Annotated in this window: 19 protein-coding genes and 1 pseudogene; 11 read left to right on the top strand and 9 right to left on the bottom strand. The window is 60.2% G+C overall.

Features of this window, described 5'->3' with window-relative positions:
- The first annotated feature begins 48 nt into the window (after positions 1-48).
- The 4 genes from J3P93_RS04310 (at position 49) to J3P93_RS04295 (ending at position 3,619) form a co-directional block, all read left to right on the top strand.
- Complete coding sequence (locus tag J3P93_RS04310; protein WP_007909797.1) at positions 49-537, top strand: DUF3015 domain-containing protein; 489 nt, start codon at positions 49-51, stop codon at positions 535-537.
- Between the two features lie 96 nt (positions 538-633).
- On the top strand, positions 634-2,487 hold the full coding sequence (locus J3P93_RS04305) for an Lnb N-terminal periplasmic domain-containing protein (protein WP_434595377.1): 1,854 nt from the start codon (positions 634-636) through the stop codon (positions 2,485-2,487).
- A gap of 212 nt (positions 2,488-2,699) precedes the next feature.
- Positions 2,700-3,056, top strand: coding sequence for a hypothetical protein (locus tag J3P93_RS04300; protein ID WP_434595376.1), 357 nt, complete (start codon positions 2,700-2,702; stop codon positions 3,054-3,056).
- Between the two features lie 68 nt (positions 3,057-3,124).
- Complete coding sequence (locus J3P93_RS04295) at positions 3,125-3,619, top strand: GreA/GreB family elongation factor (protein WP_434595373.1); 495 nt, start codon at positions 3,125-3,127, stop codon at positions 3,617-3,619.
- Here the strand turns inward: J3P93_RS04295 and gdhA are convergent.
- Together gdhA and ettA are read right to left on the bottom strand one after the other, a co-directional pair.
- A complete protein-coding gene (gene gdhA / locus J3P93_RS04290; protein WP_434595371.1) occupies positions 3,616-4,953 on the bottom strand; it encodes an NADP-specific glutamate dehydrogenase in 1,338 nt (445 codons plus the stop codon). The genes J3P93_RS04295 and gdhA overlap by 4 nt on opposite strands.
- Before the next feature lie 372 nt (positions 4,954-5,325).
- A complete protein-coding gene (gene ettA, locus J3P93_RS04285; protein ID WP_434595368.1) occupies positions 5,326-6,990 on the bottom strand; it encodes an energy-dependent translational throttle protein EttA in 1,665 nt (554 codons plus the stop codon).
- 288 nt (positions 6,991-7,278) lie between these two features.
- Here ettA and morA point away from each other — a divergent pair, with 288 nt between their 5' ends.
- From morA to J3P93_RS04260, 5 genes and pseudogenes are all read left to right on the top strand, one after another.
- The gene (gene morA / locus J3P93_RS04280) at positions 7,279-11,127 is read left to right on the top strand and encodes a cyclic di-GMP receptor MorA (RefSeq protein WP_434595366.1); all 3,849 of its coding nucleotides are present in this window, start codon (positions 7,279-7,281) and stop codon (positions 11,125-11,127) included.
- 242 nt (positions 11,128-11,369) lie between these two features.
- The gene (glyA, locus tag J3P93_RS04275) at positions 11,370-12,623 is read left to right on the top strand and encodes a serine hydroxymethyltransferase (RefSeq protein WP_434595363.1); all 1,254 of its coding nucleotides are present in this window, start codon (positions 11,370-11,372) and stop codon (positions 12,621-12,623) included.
- 278 nt (positions 12,624-12,901) lie between these two features.
- Complete coding sequence (locus tag J3P93_RS04270; RefSeq protein ID WP_093098169.1) at positions 12,902-14,215, top strand: C4-dicarboxylate transporter DctA; 1,314 nt, start codon at positions 12,902-12,904, stop codon at positions 14,213-14,215.
- Positions 14,216-14,263: 48 nt separating this feature from the next.
- Positions 14,264-14,968: a FadR/GntR family transcriptional regulator gene (locus J3P93_RS04265; RefSeq protein WP_434595360.1), complete on the top strand. Its 705-nt coding sequence runs from the start codon at positions 14,264-14,266 to the stop codon at positions 14,966-14,968.
- Positions 14,969-14,990: 22 nt separating this feature from the next.
- Positions 14,991-15,700, top strand: a pseudogene (locus tag J3P93_RS04260) (GntR family transcriptional regulator).
- Positions 15,701-15,798: 98 nt separating this feature from the next.
- Here J3P93_RS04260 and yjiA read toward each other — a convergent pair.
- The 3 genes from yjiA to J3P93_RS04245 all read right to left on the bottom strand — a co-directional run bounded on the left by yjiA (position 15,799) and on the right by J3P93_RS04245 (position 19,201).
- Positions 15,799-16,770, bottom strand: coding sequence for a GTPase (gene yjiA, locus J3P93_RS04255; protein WP_434595358.1), 972 nt, complete (start codon positions 16,768-16,770; stop codon positions 15,799-15,801).
- Positions 16,771-16,921: 151 nt separating this feature from the next.
- Positions 16,922-17,119: a YbdD/YjiX family protein gene (locus tag J3P93_RS04250; RefSeq protein ID WP_003228401.1), complete on the bottom strand. Its 198-nt coding sequence runs from the start codon at positions 17,117-17,119 to the stop codon at positions 16,922-16,924.
- Positions 17,120-17,134: 15 nt separating this feature from the next.
- On the bottom strand, positions 17,135-19,201 hold the full coding sequence (locus tag J3P93_RS04245) for a carbon starvation CstA family protein (protein WP_041477781.1): 2,067 nt from the start codon (positions 19,199-19,201) through the stop codon (positions 17,135-17,137).
- Between the two features lie 161 nt (positions 19,202-19,362).
- Between J3P93_RS04245 and J3P93_RS04240 the strand changes: the two genes are divergently transcribed.
- Entirely contained in the window at positions 19,363-19,731 is a 369-nt protein-coding gene (locus J3P93_RS04240; protein ID WP_434595353.1) for a PilZ domain-containing protein, read from the top strand.
- 118 nt (positions 19,732-19,849) lie between these two features.
- Here J3P93_RS04240 and radA read toward each other — a convergent pair whose 3' ends face one another.
- From radA to J3P93_RS04225, 3 genes are read right to left on the bottom strand one after another with little or no spacing between them, the layout of a single operon-like run.
- Positions 19,850-21,217, bottom strand: a complete 1,368-nt coding sequence (gene radA / locus J3P93_RS04235; RefSeq protein WP_095181861.1) for a DNA repair protein RadA — start codon at positions 21,215-21,217, stop codon at positions 19,850-19,852.
- A 45-nt stretch (positions 21,218-21,262) separates the two neighbouring features.
- The gene (locus tag J3P93_RS04230) at positions 21,263-21,808 is read right to left on the bottom strand and encodes an ankyrin repeat domain-containing protein (protein WP_434595350.1); all 546 of its coding nucleotides are present in this window, start codon (positions 21,806-21,808) and stop codon (positions 21,263-21,265) included.
- Between the two features lie 59 nt (positions 21,809-21,867).
- Positions 21,868-23,409, bottom strand: a complete 1,542-nt coding sequence (locus J3P93_RS04225; RefSeq protein ID WP_434595347.1) for a catalase — start codon at positions 23,407-23,409, stop codon at positions 21,868-21,870.
- A 288-nt stretch (positions 23,410-23,697) separates the two neighbouring features.
- On the opposite strand from J3P93_RS04225, the gene mscL reads away from it, so the two are divergent.
- On the top strand, positions 23,698-24,111 hold the full coding sequence (mscL, locus tag J3P93_RS04220) for a large-conductance mechanosensitive channel protein MscL (protein ID WP_203419572.1): 414 nt from the start codon (positions 23,698-23,700) through the stop codon (positions 24,109-24,111).
- 45 nt (positions 24,112-24,156) lie between these two features.
- Here mscL and J3P93_RS04215 read toward each other — a convergent pair whose 3' ends face one another.
- Positions 24,157-24,933 (bottom strand): ferredoxin--NADP reductase, encoded by a 777-nt coding sequence (locus tag J3P93_RS04215; protein WP_434595344.1) that lies wholly within the window; start codon positions 24,931-24,933, stop codon positions 24,157-24,159.
- Between the last annotated feature and the right edge of the window lie 307 nt (positions 24,934-25,240).

Raw genomic sequence — 25,240 nt, 5'->3', positions numbered from 1 at the left:
GAAAGTCAGAACCCTGTCCATTGGTATGCACATAAAGAGAAAAAAGCTATGAAACGGATTCTTCTCGGTACTCTCTTCACCGCTGTATCCATCAACGCAATGGCTCAAGCTCCAGGCGGCCCGGATTGCGGTTGGGGCAACATGCTGTTCGAAGGTCAGCGTGGCACCCCGGCTCACTTCCTCGCTTCCACCACCAACGGCACTTCCGGTAACGCTACCTTCGGTATGACTTCCGGTACCAACGGTTGCTCGACCAACGCGTCGCTGACCTACGGCGGCAAATCCTGGTTCGCCATGAATGGCATGATGAACGAGCTGTCCGAAGACATGGCCAAAGGCAACGGCGAAGCGCTGACGACTTACGCTGTGGTACTGGGCGTGGCACCAGAAGATCGCGCGCACTTTGCCGCTGTCACTCACGAGCACTTCCAGCAGATCTTCAGCAAGGCTGACGTGACCGCAGAAGACGTGCATACCAACACCCTGGCGGTACTGAAATCGGACCCACGTCTGGCCAAGTACGCGACTCAGGCTTAAGCTCGACCCCACCCGCTTCCTTCGGGAAGCGGGTTTTGTTTTTTTGGCCCGTCCCTCTTTGGGTCTTTTATTTCTTTCCTGTTCAAGTTGCCGACTATGCTCAAACGCCTTGCCTGGCTGGCGCTCTGTGTCTGCGCCCCGCTGTCCGCCGCGCCTCACATCGACCCTCAACGTTTGCAGCAACTGGCCAACGACCGCTTCTGGATTTCCCTCGGTCACTATGAGACCGCCAAGCTCGGTGGCTGGCGCAGCTATGTCAGCGACAAGAAGTTCTTTCTCGCGCCCGATGGCAACGAACATCCCGACCGTGAACTGGCCGCGACCGTGCAGGCGCTGTATGCGCCAGTCAGCCTTGGCGAACAGCACGCACAATGCGTTTACCCGGCGCGCACGCGCTGGCTGAAAGCGCAGCTCAACCTCAACGATCTGCCGACGCCGGAGTGCGCCGAGTACAAGCAGTGGTTCAAGGACGTCTCGCCGCACAGCGCGGTGATGATTTTCCCGGCCGCCTACCTCAACAGTCCTTCGTCGATGTTCGGCCACACCCTGTTGCGCATCGATCAGGCCGATGTACAGGCCGACAAAACCTCGCTGCTCAGCTACGCGATTAACTTCGGCGCCTACATCGAAGGCTCCGACAACAGCATTCTCTACGCCTGGAAAGGCTTGATGGGCGGCTATCCGGGGCTGTTCGCGCTGGTGCCCTATCAGGAAAAACTCTCCGAATACCGCAGCCTGGAAAACCGCGACCTGTGGGAATACCGGTTGAACCTGACGCAGGAAGAAACCGCGCGTATGGTCGCGCATGTCTGGGAGCTCAAGCAGATCCAGTTCGACTATTTCTTCTTCGACGAAAACTGCTCCTATCGCTTGCTCGAGTTGCTGCAAGTGGCGCGGCCGAGCCTGCGCCTGACCGAACAATTCCCGCTGACCGCGATCCCCACCGACACCGTCAAAGCGGTGAAAGAGGCCGGGCTGGTCGAGCACATCGAATATCGTCCGTCCCGCGAGCGCGAATTGCTTAGCCGTGCCGAGCCGTTGAGCGATGACGAACAACAGTGGGTGCTCAAGGTCAGCGCCGATCAACAGGTTTTGCAGGATTCGACGTTCAAGGCGCTGCCGCGCGCGCGTCAGGCGTTGATCGTCGATGCGGCCTATCGCCTGGAGCGCTACCGCGCCAACGGCCAGGAACGCGATCCGCAACGGGCGCAGCGCAGTTTCGAACTGCTGCGGGCAATCAACAAGAATCCGGCTCCGGAATTGAACATTCCGCAGCCGGGGCTGCCGGAAGACGGGCACGAGTCGCGCACCTGGCAGGCCGGCCTCGGCACGCGCGGCGATCGTGCGTTCGGCGAATACGGTTTGCGCATGGCCTATCACGATCTCAATGACAACGCCGAAAGCTTCCCGCTCGGCGCACAGATCGAGATCCTGCAACTCAAGCTGCGCCAGTACGAAGGCAATGACTGGCAGTTGCAGCAACTGGATCTGGCAACGATTCGTTCGCTGACACCGCGCAATGAGCTGCTGCAGCCATTGTCATGGCAAGTCACCGGTGGCCTTGAGCGGGTGCCGGGCAAGCATGATGACGAGACGCTGGTCAGCCACGTCAACGGCGGTGGCGGTGGTACATGGCAGCTGGGCGAGGATGTGCTCGGCTTTGCACTCGGCACCGTGCGCGTGGAGCACAACAATGACTTCGCCGAGTTCGTCTCCCCCGCCGGCGGGTTCAATACCGGCGTGCTGTGGAAAAATCCGCTGGGCAACCTGAGTCTGGAGGCCAAGGGCGATTACTTCTTCAACGGTGAAGTGCGCCGCAGTCTGAGCCTCAATCAGCAGTGGGAATTGTCGCGCAACCTCGGCTTGCGCTTGAGTGCACAGCGTGAATTCAGCCATCTCGCTACACCCGAGACCGAAGTCATGCTCGAAGTGAAGTGGTATCACTACTGACTTCGAACATATCCCCTGGTAGGAGTGAGCCTGCTCGCGATAGCAATTCTTCAGTCAGTGCTGCTGTGACTGACATACCGCTATCGCGAGCAGGCTCACTCCTGCAAGGGGGATTGTGGTGTGAATGGATTTTTCACAGACCTTCGACAGCCGCCTCATTAATCCCCTTCTAGACTTTCCCTATGAGCTGGGTATCGGCGCGGGAGAGTGCAATGTGGCGGTGTGCGGGTGTGCTGGGCGTGTTGCTGGTGCTGGGCGGTTGTCAGTCGACCCATGAGGATCTGATTGCCAAGGGTTATCCACCAGCCTTCGCCGACGGGTTCGACGACGGTTGCGTCAGCGGCCGGCAAGCCGCCGGTTCGATCAGCGGCGAGTTTCGCAAGAACGTGCCGCGCTATCTCAAGGACAGGCAGTACGCCGATGGCTGGACCGACGGTTTCCGCCAGTGCCAGGCAATGCTGGAAAACAAGAGCCGCGAGGACTATCGCAACGAACATTGGGACGAACGCGAGCGCGCCTGGCAGCAACAGAAAGACCAGGACGCCGGACGGGCCTATCGCTCGCAATAGTCGTTCTCGGACATCCAGTGAAACCAAATGCCGGCGAACATGGCCCAAATCCTTTAGAGGAGGACACCATGAGTCGCGCATTCGTCAACGAAGACAGCGCCGCCGCACAGGCCGATCAACCGGTCGAGCGACAGGTCAGCACGCAGCCCAATTACGTGACGCCGCAAGGTCTGGCGCAGTTGCAGGCGAAAGTCGCCGAGCTGCAAGCCCTGCATGCCGAACAATCGGCCAAAGGTGAGCAGGCCGACAAACAGCGACTGGCGGATCTGCAAAGGGATCTGCGTTACTTCAACCAGCGCCTGAGTACCGCGCAAGTGGCTGTCGCCGCGACGTCCACCGACACGGTACAGATCGGCAGTCGGGTGACCTACGCCGATGAACACGACAATGAATTTTGCGTGCAACTGGTCGGCGAGGATCAGGCCGACGCGAGTCAGGGACTGATCAATTGGGCCTCACCGCTGGGCCGGGCGCTACTCGGCGCGCGGCTCAACGATGAGATGCTGTGGCAGCGCCCCGCCGGCGATCAGATCATTGAAGTGATCCGCATCGAACCGGCTTAAACCACGCCTTGGGCCAACATCGCATCGGCGACTTTGACGAAGCCGGCGATGTTCGCGCCTTTGACGTAATTGACCTGGCCGTTCTCCTCGCCGTAATGCACGCAAGCGTGGTGGATCGATTGCATGATCGCGTGCAGCTTGCTGTCGACCTCGCCGGCCGTCCACAGCAGGCGCATGGCGTTCTGCGACATTTCCAGACCACTCACCGCGACGCCGCCCGCGTTGGACGCCTTGCCCGGGGCGAACAGAATGCCCGCCTCGATAAAGATATCCACAGCCTCCAGCGTGGTCGGCATGTTCGCGCCTTCGGCCACGCAGACACAGCCATTACGCAGCAGCGTGCGCGCCGCTTCGGCGTCGAGTTCGTTCTGCGTGGCGCACGGCAGCGCGATGTCGCACGGCAGCGACCATGGCAACTGCCCGGCGCGGAACTCCAGGCCGAACGCGGCGGCCAGTTCGCTGATGCGCCCGCGTTTGACGTTCTTCAGCTCCAGCAGCGCCAGCCACTGTTCTTCGCTCAAGCCGGCTTCGCAGAACAGCGTGCCTTCGGAATCGGACAGGGAAATCACCTTGCCACCCAGATCCATCACTTTGCGCGCCGCGTACTGAGCAACGTTGCCGGAACCGGAAATCGCCACCCGCTTGCCTTCAACGCCCTGCCCGCGGCGCTTGAGCATTTCCTCGGCGAAGTACACGCAACCGAAACCGGTGGCCTCCGGGCGAATCAGGCTGCCGCCATACGTCATGCCTTTGCCGGTCAGGACGCTGGTGAACTGATTGCTCAGGCGCTTGTACTGACCGAACAGGAAACCGATCTCCCGCGCCCCCACGCCAATGTCACCGGCCGGTACGTCCACGTCCGCACCGATGTGGCGATACAGCTCGCTCATGAACGCCTGGCAGAAACGCATGACCTCGGCGTCGCTTTTGCCCTTTGGATCAAAGTCCGAACCGCCCTTGCCGCCGCCCATCGGCAACGACGTCAGCGAGTTCTTGAAGGTCTGTTCGAAGGCGAGGAATTTCAGCACGCCCATGTTCACCGACGGATGGAAACGCAGACCGCCCTTGTACGGGCCGATGGCGCTGTTCATCTGGATGCGGAAACCACGATTGACCTGAACCTTGCCCTGATCGTCGACCCACGACACACGAAACACCACCGCGCGCTCCGGCTCGCAGATGCGCTCCAGAATCCCCGAGGTCAGGTAGCGCGGGTTGGCTTCGAGAAATGGCCACAGACTGCGCAGCACTTCTTCGACGGCCTGATGAAATTCGGGTTGATCGGGGTCGCGTTTTTTCAGGCGCGCGAGGAAGGATTCGACGGATTCGGTCATGGGTGAAAGTCTCGGCAAATTTATTGTCGTTGGAAGAGATTGGGCCGGACTGTAACAAACCGATTGCGCACAGGAACAGAGCAAAATGTCGCAGTTATGAAATTAAATGGTGCACAGGATATAAATAAGCATGGTTTTCGGCCTGTTTTGCACCTCAATGGTGAGAACACATTCAGGTCATGCACCAATTGTTACACCGCCATCGCTGGCAAGCCAGCTCCCACAGTTTTAGCGGCGGACACACAATCCGGGCATAACACAATCCCTGTGGGAGCTGGCTTGCCAGCGATGAATCCACCTCGGTCCCGTTGAAAAAACCCAGGCAAAAAAAACGGAGCCCGAAGGCTCCGCTTTGTCATGCAACCAGCCGAATCAGGCCAGTTTCTTGTGGCGTACCCGATGTGGCTGGGCCGCTGCTTCGCCGAGGCGCTTTTTGCGGTCGGCTTCGTACTCGGTGTAGTTGCCTTCGAAGAACACCGCTTGCGAGTCGTCTTCGTACGCCAGCATGTGCGTGGCGACACGGTCAAGGAACCAGCGATCGTGAGAGATCACAATGGCGGCGCCCGGGAAGTCCAGCAGCGCTTCTTCCAGCGAACGCAGGGTTTCCACGTCGAGGTCGTTGGACGGTTCGTCGAGCAGCAGGACGTTGCCGCCCTCCTTCAGGGTCAGCGCCAGGTGCAGACGACCGCGCTCACCACCGGACAGGTCCTTGACGAACTTCTGCTGATCGCCGCCCTTGAAGTTGAAGCGACCGACGTAGGTGCGCGACGGAATCTCGTAGTTGCCGATGCGGATCTGATCGGAACCGTCGGAGATCTGCTGGAACACGGTCTTGCTGCCGTCGAGGTCTTCGCGGCTCTGGTCAACGCAGGCCAGTTGCACGGTTTCGCCGACTTCGATGGAGCCGGAATCCGGGGTTTCCTTGCCCATCAGCATGCGGAACAAGGTCGACTTACCGGCACCGTTACCACCGATCACGCCGACAATGGCGCCCTTTGGCATCGAGAACGACAGGTTGTCGATCAGGACGCGATCGCCGTAGCCCTTGGAGACGTTCTTGAATTCGATGACCTTGTCGCCCAGACGCGGACCGGCCGGGATGTAGATCTCGTTGGTTTCGCTGCGCTTCTGGAATTCCTGCGATTGCATTTCTTCGAAGCGTTGCAGACGGGCCTTGGATTTCGACTGGCGGGCCTTGGCGCCTTTGCGCACCCACTCCAGTTCTTCCTTCATGGCTTTTTCGTGGGCCGACTGCTGCTTGGATTCAGCGGCCAGACGGTCGGACTTGGCTTCGAGCCAACCCGAATAGTTGCCCTCGTACGGAATGCCCGCGCCGCGGTCGAGTTCGAGAATCCAGCCGGCGACGTTGTCGAGGAAGTAACGGTCGTGCGTGATCGCCACCACAGTGCCCGGGAAGTCGTGGAGGAAATGCTCCAGCCAGGCCACGGAGTCGGCATCCAGGTGGTTGGTTGGTTCGTCGAGCAGCAGCATGTCCGGGGCGGACAGCAGCAGACGGCACAGGGCCACACGACGCTTTTCACCACCGGACAGGTGTTCGACTTTCGCGTCCCAGGCTGGCAGACGCAGCGCATCGGCGGCGACTTCCAGTTGACGCTCCAGGTTATGACCGTCGCTGGCCTGCAGGATCGCTTCGAGCTTGGCCTGTTCGGCGGCCAGTTTGTCGAAGTCGGCATCCGGGTCGGCGTAGGCAGCGTAGACCTCGTCCAGACGCGCTTGTGCATCCTTGATCACGCTCACCGCTTCTTCGACCACTTCACGCACGGTCTTGGTCGAATCGAGTTGCGGCTCTTGCGGCAGGTAACCGATGTTCAGGTCCGGCATCGGACGCGCTTCACCTTCGAACTCGGTGTCAACGCCGGCCATGATTTTCAGCAGCGTGGACTTACCCGAACCGTTGAGGCCGAGCACGCCGATCTTGGCGCCGGGGAAGAAAGACAACGAAATGTTTTTGAGGATTTCCCGCTTCGGCGGAACAACTTTGCCCAGCCGATGCATGGTGAAGACGTATTGAGCCATGGAGAACCTTGGGTCAGTGACAGATGAATGATTGGAGCGCAGGCGAGGCCTGGCCAGACCGGTGCGCGTCGTTCACGTGATCACGATCAATGCGTGCGCGCAGGAAAAAGTCTGATTGTAGGGGCTGGAACGCCCCCGGTCTAACCGGCAAAGCTACCTGAATGCTCACAGGCAGTCCAGCCGCGAGGGGCTGGCACTTCGCCACGAGTCAAGGCATGCTAGCCGCCCTTTGGGCGTCCAGCTTATAGTGCACGTCGCGCCAGTCCAGCCAATCCGCAGGATCACAGCTTGTCCAACGTCACTCCGCCAGCTTCTGTGAGCAGCACCCCAGCGGCGCCCGGCTCGTCCCTGCGCGGCACATTAAAGGGTGCGCTGGCGACGCTCGTGCTTCTATTGCTGGCGCTGCTGTTCTGGCAACTGCTCGATCAACTGCGCGAAACCCAGAAAAACCAGCGCCAGTACACCATCGACTACACCGCCGACCTCGCCGCCCAGGTCAGCCTGAACATGGCGCTGAACGCGCAAATCGCCCTCAATCTGCTACCGATCGTCGAACAGCCGCAATCAGCCGACGAACAGCAGGCGCTGTTGCGCAAGCTCCAGCAATCGCTACCCGACCTGCGCAGTATGGCCTTGCTCAGCCCATCCGGGCGGATCATCAGCGACAGCGCCGCAAACAGCGACGACGCCGACTACCTCACCGAACTGGTCCGGCGCAGCCGTGCCCAGGCCCATTATTTCAGCAACGCCGACGATGGCTCGGTGGTGCACCTGTTGCTGCATCAGGCCAGCGGCAGCACGCGTGGTTATTGGGCGCTGCGCCTGACGCCGACGTTTTTCGATTCATTGACCAAACAGGGTGAAGCCGGCCTGCGTCCGCTGTGGCTGGTGGAAAACCGCGTCAACCATCAAATCATCAGCCGCGACAAAGCCCAGCCTTCGGCGAAACCCGGCGTACTAACCGCGGACGACCTGGCCAATACCGTGCTGACCGTGCCGCTGAGCAGCAGCGACTGGCAGTTGCGCGGCCTGTTCGACCGCCAGCGGGTGCTCGAAGAGTTGTTGCCGGCGTTCATCGGCAAATGCCTGCTGGGCCTGGCGTTTTCGATGTTGCCGGTGATCGCGCTGCTGAACATGCGTCGGCGTCAGCGCCAGCTGCATGAAGGGCGACGACGTTATCAGGACATTTTCGAAGGCACCGGCGTGGCCCTCTGCGTGCTCGATCTGTCGGGCCTCAAGCAGGCGTTCGCCAAGGCGCAGATCCAGAGCAGCGACCAGCTCAAGGCCTGGCTCGACCAGCCGCAGCAATGCAAACAGTTGCTTCAGGAATTGCGCGTCACCGAGGTCAATCAGGTCGCGCTGCAACTGCTCAACGTCAATTCCTGCGAGCACGCCTGGCAACTGCTGATCGCCGGCCAACCGCATCAGCACTGCGTCATCGGCCAGCAAATTCTCGAGGCGGTTTTGCTGCACCAGGATCAACTGGAGCTGGAAATCAAACTGCCGGACGGCAACGGTCGCGACCAACACCTGTGGATGGTGCTGCGCCTGCCCAACGAGCAAGACGATTACAAAGCGGTGATCCTCAGCATCAACGACATCACCAGCCGCAAGCTGATCGAACTGTCGTTGCTGGAGCGCGAGGGTTTCTGGTCGGATGTGGTGCGCACCGTGCCGGACCATCTGTATGTGCAGGACGTGATCAGCCAGCGGATGATTTTCAGCAACCATCACCTCGGCCAGACGCTGGGCTACAACCGCAGCGAACTGCACCAGATGGGCGAATACTTCTGGGAAATCCTCCTGCACCCGGAAGATGCCGACCACTACCATCGCTCGCGGCAGCTGCAGCGCCACGCCGGTTACAGCCAGTTGCTGCAATGCCAGTTGCGTTTCCGTCATCGGGACGGCAAGTGGCGGCGTTTCGACATCCGCGAACAGGCATTGGCGCGGGACAAACACGATCAGGTCACGCGAATCATCGGCGTGGCCAAGGACATCACCGAGCAGATCGAGGCCAGCGAATCCCTGCGCGACAGCGAGCAGCGTTACCGGATGCTCGCGGAAAGCATCAGCGACGTGATTTTCTCCACCGACAGCAAACTCTCGCTGAACTACGTCAGCCCGTCGGTGCAAGCGGTGCTGGGTTACAACGCCGAGTGGATTTTCCACAACGGCTGGCAATCGACCATCGCCAATCCCGGGCAACTGAACGGCATCTACGCCCTGATGGACCGCGTCAGCAAAGCCCTGGACAAGCCCGAACAACTGACCCTGCTGCGCAGTCAGGTGCAGACGCAACTGTTCCTGTTCGACTGCCTGCGCGCCGATGGCCGCAAGATCCCGATCGAACTGCGCCTGGTGCTGGTCTGGGACGAACATGGCGCCTTCGAAGGCGTGCTCGGCGTCGGCCGCGACATCAGCCAGCAACGCCGCGCCGAAAAAGACCTGCGCATGGCCGCGACGGTATTCGAGCATTCGACCTCGGCCATCCTGATCACCGACCCGGCTGGTTACATCGTCCAGGCCAACGAAGCGTTCAGCCGCGTCAGTGGCTACGCAGTGGGCGAAGTGCTCGACCAGTTGCCCAACATGCTCACCGTCGACGAGCAGCAGGACGCGCACCTGCGCTACGTGCTCAAGCAATTGCACGAGCACAGCACCTGGGAAGGCGAAGTCTGGATGAAACGTCGTAACGGCGAGCACTACCCGGCGTGGGTCGGGATTACGGCGGTGCTCGACGACGAGGGCGATCTGGCCAGTTACGTGTGTTTCTTCAGCGACATCAGCGAGCGCAAGGCCAGCGAACAGCGCATCCACCGCCTCGCCTACTACGACGCCCTGACCCATCTGCCCAACCGCACGCTGTTCCAGGATCGCCTGCACACCGCGCTGCAAGCGGCTGAACGGCAGAAGTCGTGGGTGGTGCTGATGTTCCTCGATCTCGACCGGTTCAAGCCAATCAACGACTCCCTCGGCCACGCCGCTGGCGATCGCATGCTCAAGGACATGGCCACGCGCCTGCTGGCCTGCGTCGGTGAAGACGACACCGTGGCGCGCATGGGCGGCGACGAATTCACCCTGCTGCTGCAACATCGTTCCAGTCGCGAGCTGGCCTTGAACCGGGCGATTCACGTCGCCGAGCAGATCCTTGGCAGTCTGGTGCGGCCGTTCGTCCTCGAAGGCCGTGAGTTCTTTGTCACCGCGAGTATCGGCATCGCCCTCAGTCCGCAGGACGGCAACGAACTCAGCCAGTTGATGAAGAACGCCGACACCGCGATGTACCACGCCAAGGAGCGCGGCAAGAACAACTTCCAGTTCTATCAGGCCGACATGAACGCCAGTGCGCTGGAGCGTCTGGAGTTGGAAAGCGACTTGCGCCACGCTCTGGAGCAGAACGAATTCGTCCTGTATTACCAGCCGCAGTTCAGCGGCGACGGCAAACGCCTGACCGGCGCCGAAGCGCTGCTGCGCTGGCGCCATCCGCGGCGCGGATTGGTGCCGCCGGGGGATTTCATTCCGGTGCTGGAAGAACTCGGGCTGGTGGTCGATGTGGGCGACTGGGTGATCAGCGAAGCCTGCCGCCAGTTGAAAACCTGGCACCAGCAACGCGTGCGCGTGCCAAAGGTTTCGGTGAACATCTCGGCGCGGCAGTTCTCCGACGGCCAGCTCGGCACGCGCATCGCCACGATCCTGCGCGAAACCGGCCTGCCGCCGGCGTGCCTGGAGCTGGAACTGACCGAAAGTATCCTGATGCGCGAAGTCAGCGAGGCGATGCAGATTCTCGCTGGCCTGAAAAATCTTGGCCTGAGCATCGCAGTCGACGACTTCGGCACCGGTTATTCATCGCTCAACTACCTCAAGCAATTCCCGATCGACGTGCTGAAAATCGACCGCACCTTCGTCGATGGCTTGCCCTCGGGCGAACAGGACGCGCAAATCGCCCGGGCGATCATCGCCATGGCCCACAGCCTGAACCTGGCGGTGATCGCCGAGGGCGTGGAAACCCACGAGCAACTGGACTTCCTGCGTGAGCACGGTTGCGACGAGGTGCAGGGCTACCTGTTCGGCCGGCCGATGCCGGCGGGACGGTTCGAGGCGCAGTTCAGCAATGATGCACTGTTCATGTTCGACTGAAGTCCCGCGGCGCGGCCATCGCTGGCAAGCCAGCTCCCACAGGGATTTGCAATGGATCAGTATCCTCAGCTTGGAACGCAGTCATTGTGGGAGCTGGCTTGCCAGCGATGGGGCCGGCAAAAGCACCGCATATCTGTCATGAACGCCACTTGTCTGCGACATGATGCCGTTTCATATGCCATCCAAAACCCGTTAGGTTAGAATGCCCCCCTTTTCTGCCCCCCCGATCCTTGAGGACCGCCATGTTCAGCCGTGATTTGACTATTGCCAAGTACGACGCCGACCTTTTTGCCGCCATGGAGCAAGAAGCTCAGCGTCAGGAAGAACACATTGAGCTGATCGCTTCGGAAAACTACACCAGCCCAGCGGTGATGGAAGCTCAAGGCTCGGTCCTGACCAACAAATACGCCGAAGGCTACCCGGGCAAGCGCTACTACGGTGGTTGCGAGTACGTCGACGTGGTCGAGCAACTGGCCATCGACCGTGCCAAGGAACTGTTCGGTGCCGATTACGCCAACGTTCAGCCGCACGCCGGTTCGCAAGCCAACGCCGCTGTGTATCTGGCCCTGCTCTCGGCCGGTGACACCATTCTGGGCATGAGCCTGGCCCACGGCGGTCACCTGACCCACGGCGCCAGCGTTTCCTCATCGGGCAAGCTGTACAACGCCGTGCAGTACGGCATCGACGCCAACGGCCTGATCGACTACGACGAAGTCGAGCGCCTGGCAATCGAGCACAAGCCGAAAATGATCGTGGCCGGTTTCTCTGCCTACTCGCAGATCCTCGATTTCCCACGCTTCCGCGCCATCGCTGACAAAGTCGGTGCCTACCTGTTCGTCGACATGGCCCACGTGGCCGGTCTGGTCGCCGCTGGCGTCTATCCGAACCCGGTGCCGTTCGCTGATGTCGTCACCACCACCACGCACAAGACCCTGCGCGGCCCACGTGGCGGTCTGATCCTGGCGCGCGCCAACGCCGACATCGAGAAGAAGCTCAACTCCGCAGTATTCCCTGGCGCCCAGGGTGGCCCGCTGGAGCACGTGATCGCTGCCAAGGCGATCTGCTTTAAGGAAGCGCTGCAGCCTGAGTTCAAGGTCTACCAGCAACAAGTGGTGAAAAACGCCCAGGCCATGGCCAGCGTATTCATCGAGCGCGGTTTCGACGTGGTTTCGGGCGGTACTGAAAACCACCTGTTCCTGCTGTCGCTGATCAAGCAGGAAATCTCCGGTAAAGACGCCGACGCCGCTCTGGGCAAAGCGTTCATCACCGTGAACAAGAACTCCGTGCCTAACGATCCACGCTCGCCGTTCGTCACCTCTGGCCTGCGTTTCGGTACCCCGGCTGTGACCACTCGCGGCTTCAAGGAAGCTGAGTGCAAAGAGCTGGCCGGCTGGATCTGCGACATCCTGGCAGACCTGAACAACGAAGCGGTGATCGACGCCGTTCGTGAGAAAGTCAAAGCCATCTGCAAGAAACTGCCGGTATACGGCGCGTAAATCGCGACGTTAAACCCGCAGCATGAAAAACCGGCCAAGTGATTGGCCGGTTTTTTTTCGCCGATATTTTTTCAAACGCCTGAACCGCTCAAGGATGGGACTCGCCGCACAACTGGTCAGACCGGTCATGCCAATTCGTCACTTTTCACTTGCGATCAACAAAAAACCGCGCCTAGACTGCGCCTGCACTGGACATACCGGTAAGACCACAATAATTAAGTCCTGAATCCGAAACGCCACGCGTGCGGCAGCCAGGACACCGACCCAGGATTCCTCCCATGCTCAGATGGTGCTCGCGTTCAATCTTCCTCCAAGTGGTTCTCGGACTGATGCTCGGCATCGTCTGCGGGCTTACTCTCCCTGAATACTCGGCCCAGCTCAAACCGCTCGGCGACGGTTTCATCAAACTGATCAAGATGCTCATCGGCCTGATCGTGTTTTGCGTGGTAGTCAGCGGCATCAGTGGCGCGGGCGACCTGAAGAAGGTCGGGCGCATCGGCCTCAAGTCGGTGATCTACTTCGAAGTGCTGACCACCATCGCTCTGGTGATCGGCCTGGTGTTCGCCTTCAGCACCGGCATCGGCAGCGGCGCGAATATTCATCTGGAGCAACTGTCCAGCGCCGACATGGGCGACCTCGCCGAGCGCGGCCAGCACATGCACACCACCACGCAGTTCCTGATGGACCTGATCCCGACCTCGGTGATCGGTGCCTTCGCCGACAACAACATTCTGCAGGTGCTGCTGTTCTCGGTGCTGTTCGGCAGCGCGCTGAATCTGGTCGGCGAAGCGGCGTCGGGGATCTCGCGGCTGATCAACGAACTGAGCCACGTGATCTTTCGCATCATGGGCATGATCGTGCGTCTGGCGCCGATCGGCGTGTTCGGCGCCATCGCCTTCACTACCAGCAAATATGGCCTGGATTCGCTGCAACATCTGGGCAGTCTGGTCGGCCTGTTCTATCTGACCTGCATCGCGTTTGTCAGCGTGATTCTCGGAGTGGTGATGCGTGCTTCCGGCCTGCGCATGTGGCCGCTGCTCAAGTACCTGCGCGAAGAACTGCTGATCGTCATGGGCACCGCCTCCTCGGACGCCGTGCTGCCGCAAATCATGCGCAAGCTGGAACACCTGGGCATCGGCAGTTCGACCGTCGGGCTGGTGATTCCGACCGGGTACTCGTTCAACCTCGACGGTTTTTCGATCTACCTGACCCTGGCCATCGTGTTCATCGCCAACGCCACGGGGACACCGCTGGCGATGACCGACCTGCTGACGATTCTGCTGGTGTCGCTGATCACTTCCAAAGGCGCCCACGGCATTCCCGGCTCGGCGCTGGTGATTCTGGCGGCAACGCTGACCGCGATTCCGGCGATTCCGGTGGTCGGTCTGGTGCTGGTGCTCGCGGTGGACTGGTTCATGGGCATCGGCCGCGCGCTGACCAACCTGATCGGCAACTGCGTCGCCACCGTCGCTATCGCCCGCTGGGAAAAGGACATCGACGTACAACGGGCCAACAAGGTGCTCAACGGCGAACAGGGCTATAACTTCCAGCCGAGAAAAACCGTCGCCCAGGCGGCGGCCAAAGAATTTTGATTGATCGCCGTGCCTGCTGACAGGCAGGCACGGCGCAGGAGCCAATACGTGATCACAACTTCAACCGTCGTCAACTCAGTGGTGGAAAAGCTCCGCGCGGCGCTGGCCCGTGGTCAGTGGCGCAGCGGTGAAATGCTGCCGGGCCAGCGTGAACTGGCCGAACAATTGGGCATCAGCCGGCCGAGCCTGCGCGAGGCGGTGATCGTTCTGGAAACCCTTGGTCTGGTGCGTTCGATGCCGGGCAAAGGCGTGGTCGTACTCGACGCACAACTGAGCGACAACCCGAACCAGGACAGTGCAGTCGCCGGCGCCAGCCTCGAAGACGTGCTGCAACTGCGCTATACCCTCGAGCCATTCATTGTCGGTCTGGTCGCGCAATCGATCAGCAGCAAGGAAGTCGGGCAGTTGCGCCTGACCCTGATGGACATGCGCGAAGCCCTCGAAGCGGGCGACAGCGACGCCGGCGTCAGCGCTTACATCGCTTTTCACGAAGAGCTGTTCACGCTGACCTCGAACCCGATTTTCCAAAGTGTCGTGCAGCAGACCAGCAACGCGCTCAAGCAAAGCGCCGAAGTGCTGCGCAATTCTCCCGAGCATCTGGCCGAACGTCTGGAAGAAAACGAAGCGGTAGTCCGCGCGATCCGCAGCAAGAACAGCGCGCAGGCCAGCGCCGAAATGCGTCGGCACATTCTGCGAGAAGGCCAGCGCATGGGCGTCGAGCTGAATATCCCGGAAGACAACCTGCCTAACTGAATTTTCTTTATGGAGACCGGCCATGAACAGTGTCGCCGCAACGCCGCCCGCTCACTCTACAGGCGCGCCCCTGCCCTTCACACGCCTGCGCGCCGCGGTGGACGATCTGTATCCGCGCCTGCTCGAGGCGATTCTGGAGCAGCGAATCACCCCGGCCAGCCATTTACCGAGGACAGCCTGCAGGCGATGTTCAGCGCCGGCCGCGCCGATGTACGACGGGTGCTGACGCAGCTTTCTCATGAACACATCGTGGTGCTACGGGCCAATCATCGACCACGTATTGCCGCGCCTGATGCGGAGCAGACCCGGCAGACCTTGCATGCGCGACGGCTGGCTGAAGGCACATTGGTGCGGCTGGCGTGCCAGCGTCCACAGGCTGACGGGATCAAACGTCTGCGCGGGTTGATCGAACGTGAGCGTTTGGCGGTCGAGCAGGATCGAAGCGGTGCGGCGATCCGCTTGGCCGGGGAGTTTCATTTGCAGTTGGCGGCAATGGCGGGGAATGCGCCGTTGGCGCATTTTCTGAGCAGTCTGGTGCCGCTGACATCGCTGGCGATTGCGCGATGCGAGGGTTCTTCGCATAGCTGTTGCGCGTGGCAGGAGCATCTGGCGCTGGTCGAGGCGGTGGAATCCGGCAGAGTCGCTGAAGCCATGATGTTGATGAATCAGCATCTGGATCAGCTTGAGCAGACACTGTTGGGCACAGACCTTGGGCAATATGTTGCTGGTTAGATGGCCATCGCGAGCAGGCTCACTCCTACATTTGAAACGCGTTCCCCTGTAGGAGTGAGCCTGCTCGCGATAGCTGCAGCACAGGCTCAGAAAATCCGTCAGGCTGCCGCCACCCGCGCAAACCCCGCCCGAATCTTCTCCTCGGGCAAATCATCGGCAATAAACACCATCACACTTTCACGCTTCTCACCCTCGGCCCATTCTGTGTCCCAATCGAAACCATAAAGTTTCAGTACGCCCTGAAACACCAGCCGCCGATCCTCACCGGCGATGTTCAACACACCTTTGTAACGCAGCAATTGCTTGCCGTGTTCTTCCAGCAGTTCGTTCATGAACTCGCTGAGCTGATCGATATCCAGCGGCTGATCGGTGCGCAGCACCAGGCTGGAAATACGATCGATCGACGGCGCCTGGCCCACCGGACGCAGGCTCAAGCCGCCGCCAAGATCGGCATTGAGATTGAAGCCGCGTACATCCAGCAGTTCCGCCAGATCAATGTTGCCGTGCTCGACCACACGGATCGGCGCACGACGGTTGATCCGCGTCAGCCGCTCGCTCAACGCGGTGAAAGTGGCCTGGTCAACCAGATCGGTCTTGCTCACCAACAGGCGGTCGGCGAAACCGATCTGCGCCTGGGCGATGGTCTGGCTCAGATGCACGTCGGCATGCGCGGCATCGACCAGCGTGATGATGCCGTCGAGCAGGTAACGCTCGCGCAATTCTTCATCGATGAAAAACGTCTGCGCCACCGGGGCTGGATCGGCAAGGCCTGTGCACTCGATTACTAGACGATCAAACGCGATCTCGCCGCTGTCCAGCCGTTCGAGCAGCAAGTACAGCGCCTTGGTCAGGTCGGTGTGAATGGTGCAGCAGACGCAGCCGTTGGCCAGGGTCATGACTTGCACCGGCTCGTCACCCAGCAACTGGGTGTCGATGCCGGCATCGCTGAATTCGTTTTCGATCACGGCGATTTTCAGGCCGTGCTCGGCTTTGAGCAGATGGCGCAACAGCGTGGTCTTGCCGGCGCCGAGGAAACCGCTGAGTACCGTGACCGGGATGGGAGAGGACAAAACTCGATCTCCTGAAAAGAACACAAAACAAATGTGGGAGCCAGCCTGCTGGCGATGAGGGTGTGTCAGTCGAAATTTCCGTCGACTGACACTCCGCCATCGCTGGCAGGCCAGCTCCCACAGGGGATTACCTCAACCTGATACTGTCAGCTCAACAGCACTTCGGCCCACCCTTGCCACCGTAACGCGCCTCCTGACGTTCGCGAAAGAACATCTCGTAGCTCATCACCGGTTTGTCCGGGTGTTTGGTTTGCATATGCTCGACGTAGGTGTCGTAGTCGGGCATGCCGACCATCAGGCGCGCGGCCTGACCGAGGTATTTACCGAGGCGACTCAGGTCATTGAACATGCTGCAATCCTCTGGTTACGCATCCGGCAGGGCCTGGAATGGCGACTCTTTATCCGTACGTTCTTTTTTGCCCCAGGCGGCGATGCCGACCTTGAGCGCATAGAACAGGATGCTGAACACCACGAACAGGAACAGCGCGGTGAGTGTGGCGTTGGTATAGGCGTTGAAGATCACATGCTGCATCTGCTCGACGCTTTTCGCCGGTGCCAGCACCTGACCGTTGGCCAGCGCATCGCTGTACTTCTTGGCCAGCGACAGGAAGCCGATCGCCGGGTTAGCGTCGAACAGCTTGATGAAGCCTGCGGTCGTGGTGCAGATCAACAGCCATGTCGCTGGCAGCAGGGTGACCCAGATGTAGCGCTGGCGCTTCATCTTGATCAGGACCACGGTGCCGAGCATCAGCGCGATACCGGCGAGCATCTGGTTGGAAATGCCGAACAGTGGCCACAGGGTGTTGATGCCGCCCAGTGGATCGATCACGCCCTGGTACAGCAACCAGCCCCACATCGCCACACAACCGGCGGTGGCGATCAGGTTGGCGGTCCACGATTCAGTACGTTTCAGCGCCGGAACGAACGAGCCGAGCAGATCCTGCAGCATGAAACGCCCGGCACGGGTACCGGCGTCGACTGCGGTCAGGATGAACAGCGCTTCGAACAGGATCGCGAAGTGGTACCAGAACGCCATGGTGTTTTCACCCGGCAGGACACTGTGCAGGATCTGCGCAATACCCACCGCCAGGGTCGGCGCACCGCCGGCGCGAGCCAGAATGGTGGTTTCACCGATGTCATGGGCAACCGCTTGCAGCGCTTCCGGCGTGATTGCGAAGCCCCAGCTGGTGACCATCTGCGCCACTGACGCGGCGTCACTGCCAACCACGGCGGCCGGGCTGTTCATGGCGAAGTACACGCCCGGCTCGATCACCGAAGCGGCAACCATGGCCATGATTGCCACGAACGATTCCATCAGCATGCCGCCGTAGCCGATGTAGCGGGCGTTGGTTTCGTTATCCAGCAGCTTGGGCGTTGTGCCCGAGGAAATCAGCGCATGGAAACCCGATACCGCACCGCAGGCAATGGTGATGAACAGGAACGGGAACAGACCGCCCTTCCACACCGGCCCGGTGCCGTCGACAAACTGTGTCAGCGCCGGCATTTTCAGCTCGGGCATGGTCACCAGAATGCCGATCGCCAAGGCGACGATGGTACCGATCTTGAGGAAGGTCGATAGATAGTCACGCGGCGCCAGAATCAGCCAGACCGGCAGCGACGCGGCGACAAAACCGTAACCGACGAGCATCCAGGTAATCTGCACACCGGTGAAGGTGAAGGCTTTGGCCCAGACCGGATCGGCAGCAATCTGCCCGCCCAGCCAGATCGAACCGAGCAGCAGCAATACGCCGACTACGGAGATCTCGCCGATGCGGCCCGGACGGATGTAGCGCATGTAGATGCCCATGAACATCGCGATCGGGATGGTCGCCATCACGGTGAAGATACCCCACGGGCTTTCCGCCAGGGCCTTGACCACGATCAGCGCCAGCACCGCAAGGATGATGATCATGATCAGGAAGCAGCCGAACAGCGCGATGGTCCCGGGAATCCGGCCCATTTCTTCACGCACCATATCGCCCAGGGAACGGCCGTTGCGTCGGGTCGACATGAACAGGACCATGAAGTCCTGCACCGCGCCCGCCAGCACCACACCGGCAATCAGCCAGAGCGTACCGGGCAGATAGCCCATCTGCGCCGCCAATACCGGGCCGACCAGCGGCCCCGCGCCAGCGATGGCCGCGAAGTGGTGACCGAAAAGAATGTGTTTGTTGGTCGGCACATAGTCCAGACCATCGTTGTTGAGCACGGCGGGGGTGGCCCGACGCGGATCCAGTTGCATCACGTTGTTGGCGATGAACAGACTGTAGTAACGGTACGCAACCAGATAAATGGCCACGGCAGCGACCACGATCCACAAGGCGTTGATCGCCTCGCCGCGGCGCAATGCCACTACGCCCAGGGCGCACGCTCCTACGATTGCCAGCACTAGCCAGGGTAAGTGGCGTAGCAGGCTATTATTATTTTTCATTTTTTTATTCCAGCCAGGGTGGACAAGAAAGACAGCCACCCCGAGTTTAGCGCTAACGGTGCCAAAGGCCATACCCCGACATAGGTCTATCTGAGCCCTTCCGCGCTGGCACGCTCGGACAAGGCGGGTCTATAGTCAGCGAACCTTCGGAGGATTGCGCCATGAACGAGCCTTCAGACAACCGTCGTCGCTTCAAACGTATTGCGTTCGATGCCAGAACCGAGCTGAGTCAGGGCGAGTACATCTGGCAGGTCAAACTGATCGACCTGTCACTCAAGGGTTTGCTGGTCGAACGGCCGGAGCCGTGGCTCGGCGATCGGGAAAAGGATTTTTTCGTCGACATTCATCTGAGCGATGACGTCGATATCGAGATGGACGTGCAACTGGCCCACGAGGAAAACGGCCATTTGGGGTTCATCTGCCGACATATCAGCCTGGAGTCGATCCAGCGCTTGCGGCGGCTGATCGAGCTGAACCTGGCGGATGAGGCCGAGCTCGAGCGCGAATTGGGCGCCCTGATCGAAATCTAGCGTCCACCACCGATTAATGTAGGAGTGAGCCTGCTCGCGATAGCGGTGTGTCATTCAACAAATCAGTTGGCTGACACACCGCTATCGCGAGCAGGCTCACTCCTACAGGGGATTGTGGTTATTCGAAGAGTGCGTCGAGGGCTTGTTCAAGGCGAGTGACGGCAATGATCTGCAAGCCTGCCGGCGATTCCTTCGGCGCGTTGCCCTTGGGCACGATCGCGCGTTTGAAACCATGCTTGGCCGCTTCCTTCAAGCGCTCCTGCCCGCTCGGCACCGGGCGCACTTCGCCGGACAGACCGACCTCGCCGAACACCAGCAGATCATGCGGCAACGGCCGGTTGCGCAGACTCGACATCACTGCCGCCATCAGCGCCAGATCGGAAGCGGTTTCCAGCACCTTGACCCCGCCGACCACGTTGAGGAACACATCCTGATCGTGGGTCGGAATACCGCCGTGGCGGTGCAGAACCGCAAGCAGCATGGCCAAGCGGTTCTGGTCCAGACCCAGCGTCACCCGGCGCGGATTGGCCAGATGGCTGTCATCGACCAGCGCCTGCACTTCCACCAGCATTGGCCGGGTGCCTTCCCACGTCGCCATGACCACGCTGCCCGGGACTTCTTCCTGGGCGCGTGTGAGAAAGATCGCCGAAGGGTTGGAGACTTCTTTCAAACCCTTGTCAGTCATGCCGAACACGCCCAGCTCGTTGACCGCGCCGAAACGGTTCTTCACCGCACGCAACAAGCGCAGGCGCCCATCGGACTCGCCTTCGAAATACAGCACGGTGTCGACCATGTGCTCAAGCACGCGCGGGCCGGCCAGCGCGCCTTCCTTGGTGACGTGGCCGACGAGGAAAATCGCCGTACCGCTCTGCTTGGCGTAACGCACCAGCAGCGCCGCACTTTCGCGCACTTGGGAAACGCCGCCGGGTGCCGATTGAAGTTGTTCGGTGAAAATCGTCTGGATCGAGTCGATCACCATCACCTTGGGTTTTTCCTGGCGAGCGGTGGCGATGATGGTTTCGATGCAGGTTTCGGTCATCACGCGTAGCTGGTCCTGCGGCAAGCCGAGGCGGCGTGCGCGCATGGCCACTTGCTGCTGGGACTCTTCACCAGTGACGTACAGCGCCGGCATGCTCTTGGCGAGGTTGCACAGGGTCTGCAGCAGAATCGTCGACTTGCCGATGCCCGGATCACCGCCGATCAGCACCACCGAACCGTCGACCAGACCGCCGCCGAGCACACGGTCAAGTTCACCGGAGGCGGTGGAAAAACGCGGGATTTCTTCGATGCTGACTTCGGCCAGGGTCTTGATCTGCGCTTGTTGCCCGGCCCAACCGGTGCGCCCGGTGGGTGCCGTGGCGCCGCCGCTTTCGATCATGGTTTCGGTCAGCGTGTTCCAGGCGCCGCATTCACCGCACTGGCCGGCCCACTTGGGAAAGGTTGCGCCGCACTCGGTGCAGCCGTACATGCGCTTGGCCTTGGCCATCAGAACCCCCGACAAAAACCGCGATGATAACCCACAGGCCCGAAATCAGCGCGGCGCCGGCGTACGGATTTCACCGCTGGCCAGACGTGCGGCGCTGTTGCCCAACGGGTCTTCGGCGTTCAGGTCGGCGCCCTTGGCTTTCAGCGCATCGAGCAGTTCCAGACGCTTGAACAAGCCGGCATACATCGCCGCCGTCTGCCCGGCGCCGTTACGTTGATCGGGGCTGCAATCGGTGGCCATCAAGCGCCGGGCGATCTGGACTTCGCCCTTGAAGATCGCGCCCATCAACGCCGTGTTGCCGCGTTGATCCTGAGCGCAGGCGTCGGCGCCGGCAGCAAGCAAGCGTTCCACCGCGGGCGCCTGACCGTGATAAGCGGCGAGGATCAGCGCGGTGTAGCCCTTGCTGTCGCGGGTGTCGAGGGAATAGCCCGATTCGATGAACGTCTCGAGCATCGGTACATCCCCGCGCCGCGCCGCGTCGAAGTAGTAGTCGCGCAATTGCGCCTGGATCGCCTCGGGACTCTGGTTGATCGGTGCCGCCCAAGCGGTGAGCGACAGGCACGCGGCCAATAGGAAAAGACAGGTTCGCATCAGCAGTCTCCTTGAACGGAACGGGGCCTGATGCAGGCCCCGCAGGTGTTACCGCACTATCAGTCGACCAATTTCGCCGCCAGGGCCTTGACCCGGCTCAGGTCGCCCTTGGCCACTTGCGTCACGCCGGTGCCGTATTCCGGATCGGCCTTGTACAGGAAGGACAGGATGATGTGCTTGCTCTCGTCATCGGTGGTGGCCAGCGAGCCGCCGAAGCTGTCGATCAGGTCGCGGCGCTCTTTCTTGCTGAACGAGCGATACAGATCGCCGGCCTGCTTGAAATTCTGCTCACGCTGGATCTTCGCCTGCTGAGTGCTGCCCGACAGCGCCAGTTGGCTGTAACGCGCGCTTGAGGTCTCTTCACGCGGTTGCAGACGGCTTGGCTGATAGTTCACACCGCTGCTGCTGGCGCCAAAGTTCATCGCACCGTCCTGATTGCCATTGTTCACCGCAACTTTCGGCGCGTTGATTGGCAATTGCAGAGCATTGGCGCCCAAGCGATACATTTGTGTATCGGCGTAGGAGAACACTCGGCCCTGCAATAAACGGTCTTCGGACGGTTCAATACCCGGAACCACATTAGCCGGGGCCATCGCAACTTGTTCGGTTTCCTGGAAGACATTCGCCGGATTACGGTTCAAAACCATTTGTCCAACTTTTCGCTCGGGGATGCCCGGCCAGATCTTCGTCGCGTCCAATGGATCAAAATCAAACTTGGACAAATCCTGCGGTTTCAGAACTTGAACGTACAAGTCCCACTTCGGGAAGTTGCCTTTGTTGATATTGCTGACCAAGTCATTGGTCATATGACTGTAATCCTGACCCTGAACTTTGGCGACTTGATCTGGCGTCAGGTTATTAAGCCCTTGCAAACTCTTCCAGTGAAACTTGACGTAATGAACTTCGCCTTTGGCGTTGACCAATTTATAGGCATGAACACCGTTGCCATCCATCTCCCGATAACTGGCCGGTGTGCCCGCGTTCGAATACAACTCGGTCAGCGTACGGGTGGCTTCCGGTACGTGGGAGAAAAAGTCGAAGCGGCGCGAATCGTCGTCCAGGTTGGTCCGCGGATCAGGCTTGAACGCGTGAACCATGTCGGGAAACTTGATCGCGTCGCGAATGAAGAAGGTCGGGAAGTTGTTGCCCACCAGGTCCCAGTTACCGTCGGCGGTGTAGAACTTGGTGGCGAAACCGCGTGGGTCACGCAAGGTTTCCGGCGAGTGATTGCCGTGAACCACTGCCGAGAAGCGCACGAAGACCGGTGTGGTCTGGCCCGCAGCAAACACTTTGGCCTTGCTCAGGTCACCGAGGTCGTTGGTCACCGTGAACGTACCGTGAGCACCGGTACCGCGGGCGTGAACCACACGCTCGGGAATGCGCTCGCGATCAAAACGCTGCAGTTTCTGGATCAGTTGCACGTCCTGCAGCAGTACCGGGCCGGTGGCGCCGGCCGTCTGCGAATTCTGATTATCACCGACGGCAGCGCCGTTATCGCGGGTCAGGGGCGCTGCATGCACGGAGAAACTCAGCAGGCCGGCGGTCAGTACACCGAGCGTGCGGCGACGGGGAAAAGCCCCCAGTCCAGGTAAGGAAGTCATATCAGGATCCTCTGGTTGTTTTTGGCGGCGCATCCAGGTGCGCCAAGCCAAGGCTAGAGGCCTGCGGCGATGAACATAAATAGAAAGAACGTAACGCCATGATTGAGAAAAATGGCTTCCCGGTCAGCGATTTACGCGCTATTTCGCGCGCGATTGCTGGCACTTTGCAAACTAATCGTCTAATGATGTGTCGATAAAAGCGGGGATTGTAAGAAGGTGTTTCGCGCAGGACGCGTTTCGCTGATTTACACTGCCTTCACCAAACTCATCTGTAACAAGGAAATAACTATGGGCGTGCTTAGCGAGTTCAAGGCCTTCGCGGTCAAAGGCAATGTGGTCGACATGGCCGTCGGTATCATCATCGGTGCGGCGTTTGGCAAGATTGTTTCGTCGTTTGTCGGCGACGTGATCATGCCGCCAATCGGCCTGTTGATCGGCGGGGTGGACTTCAGTGATCTGGCCATCACGCTCAAAGCCGCCGAGGGCAACACTCCTGCAGTGATGCTGGCTTACGGCAAATTCATCCAGACGGTACTGGACTTCATCATTGTCGCTTTCGCTATCTTCATGGGCGTCAAAGCCATCAACCGCCTCAAGCGCGAAGAGGCCGTGGCCCCGACCGCACCGCCGATCCCGAGCAAGGAAGAGCAACTGCTGGGGGAAATCCGCGACCTGCTCAAGGCGCAGAACGAGCGGCCCTGAGTCATTGGCCTCAACAAGAAACGGCACCTGTGGGTGCCGTTTTCGTTACCAGTAATTTTCCACGGCGACCTGGCCGGGCCGGCGCGTCAGGCTCAGGCGCATGTCCCTCTGTTTAAGCAGCGCGCGGGTCTCGTCGATCATCTGCGGATTGCCGCACAACATGACCCGTGAATGCTCCGCCGACAGCTCCACGCCCGCCGCACGCTCCAGTTCACCGCTTTCGATCAGCGTGGTAATGCGCCCGTGCAGCGTTCCCGGGTGCGCCTCGCGCGTCACCGTCGCGATGAACCTCAACTTGTGCGCGTATTCGCTGAGGTAGTCGCGTTGAGTAAGGCCGGCAATCAGTTCCTGATACGCCAGCTCGCGGGCCTCGCGCACGCTGTACACCAGAATGATGCGCTCGAATTTTTCCCAGACTTCGAAGTCCTGCAGAATCGACAGAAACGGTGCCACCCCCGTACCCGTCGATAACAGCCAGAGATCACGGCCATCAACGAAACGATCAAGGGTCAGGTAGCCGAATGCCTGGCGATCGACCAGCAACGTATCGCCCACCTGCAGCCGGCTCAGTTCGCTGGTGAACTCACCGCCCGGGACGACGATGGAGAAGAACTCGAGAAACTCGTCAAACGGCGACGACACCATCGAATAGGCGCGCCAGACGGTGCTGCCATCGGCCTTGGCCACACCAAGCCGGGCGAACTGCCCGGCGCGGAAACGAAAACCGGCATCACGAGTGGTGCGCAGGGTAAACAGGTTCGGGGTCACAGGTCTGACGTCGAGCAAAGTTTGCGTGGTGTACTTCTCAGCGCTGGCGGTCATGGGGGACTCCATTGAACGGTTGCTGCCAGTCTCGCGCAAAAAGACGCGGTTAAACACCGACGATTGATAATGGTATTGAGCCCGTGCCGAACCGGAGATTCAGTTGAAAGTGGTCATGCCGGTCAGAATTCGAGTAACTACTTCAGATGACAACTTCAATGTAATACAAAAAAGCATTAAGAACCCTTTATCCAAATATATTACCGCTCAATACCGAAAAAATTTATAGCTCAGTGTATGAAACGTCCTACACTTCGCTGCGTGCCGGATCTTTTGGATCCATCAGGCGCCCCCGGTAACGTCATGG

The organism is Pseudomonas sp. R3-57 (assembly GCF_051132065.1).
In the GTDB taxonomy this organism is placed as follows: domain Bacteria; phylum Pseudomonadota; class Gammaproteobacteria; order Pseudomonadales; family Pseudomonadaceae; genus Aquipseudomonas.
This window is presented reverse-complemented; position numbering and strand designations above follow the sequence as displayed.

What these genes read in the sequence shown, in the direction of transcription:
- J3P93_RS04310 (WP_007909797.1), top strand. Translation starts at nt 49, where the DNA reads ATGAAACGGATTCTTCTCGGTACTCTCTTCACCGCTGTATCCATCAAC.
- J3P93_RS04305 (WP_434595377.1), top strand. Translation starts at nt 634, where the DNA reads ATGCTCAAACGCCTTGCCTGGCTGGCGCTCTGTGTCTGCGCCCCGCTG.
- J3P93_RS04300 (WP_434595376.1), top strand. Translation starts at nt 2,700, where the DNA reads ATGTGGCGGTGTGCGGGTGTGCTGGGCGTGTTGCTGGTGCTGGGCGGT.
- J3P93_RS04295 (WP_434595373.1), top strand. Translation starts at nt 3,125, where the DNA reads ATGAGTCGCGCATTCGTCAACGAAGACAGCGCCGCCGCACAGGCCGAT.
- gdhA (WP_434595371.1), bottom strand. Translation starts at nt 4,953, where the DNA reads ATGACCGAATCCGTCGAATCCTTCCTCGCGCGCCTGAAAAAACGCGAC.
- ettA (WP_434595368.1), bottom strand. Translation starts at nt 6,990, where the DNA reads ATGGCTCAATACGTCTTCACCATGCATCGGCTGGGCAAAGTTGTTCCG.
- glyA (WP_434595363.1), top strand. Translation starts at nt 11,370, where the DNA reads ATGTTCAGCCGTGATTTGACTATTGCCAAGTACGACGCCGACCTTTTT.
- J3P93_RS04270 (WP_093098169.1), top strand. Translation starts at nt 12,902, where the DNA reads ATGCTCAGATGGTGCTCGCGTTCAATCTTCCTCCAAGTGGTTCTCGGA.
- J3P93_RS04250 (WP_003228401.1), bottom strand. Translation starts at nt 17,119, where the DNA reads ATGTTCAATGACCTGAGTCGCCTCGGTAAATACCTCGGTCAGGCCGCG.
- J3P93_RS04245 (WP_041477781.1), bottom strand. Translation starts at nt 19,201, where the DNA reads ATGAAAAATAATAATAGCCTGCTACGCCACTTACCCTGGCTAGTGCTG.
- J3P93_RS04240 (WP_434595353.1), top strand. Translation starts at nt 19,363, where the DNA reads ATGAACGAGCCTTCAGACAACCGTCGTCGCTTCAAACGTATTGCGTTC.
- radA (WP_095181861.1), bottom strand. Translation starts at nt 21,217, where the DNA reads ATGGCCAAGGCCAAGCGCATGTACGGCTGCACCGAGTGCGGCGCAACC.
- J3P93_RS04230 (WP_434595350.1), bottom strand. Translation starts at nt 21,808, where the DNA reads ATGCGAACCTGTCTTTTCCTATTGGCCGCGTGCCTGTCGCTCACCGCT.
- J3P93_RS04225 (WP_434595347.1), bottom strand. Translation starts at nt 23,409, where the DNA reads ATGACTTCCTTACCTGGACTGGGGGCTTTTCCCCGTCGCCGCACGCTC.
- mscL (WP_203419572.1), top strand. Translation starts at nt 23,698, where the DNA reads ATGGGCGTGCTTAGCGAGTTCAAGGCCTTCGCGGTCAAAGGCAATGTG.
- J3P93_RS04215 (WP_434595344.1), bottom strand. Translation starts at nt 24,933, where the DNA reads ATGACCGCCAGCGCTGAGAAGTACACCACGCAAACTTTGCTCGACGTC.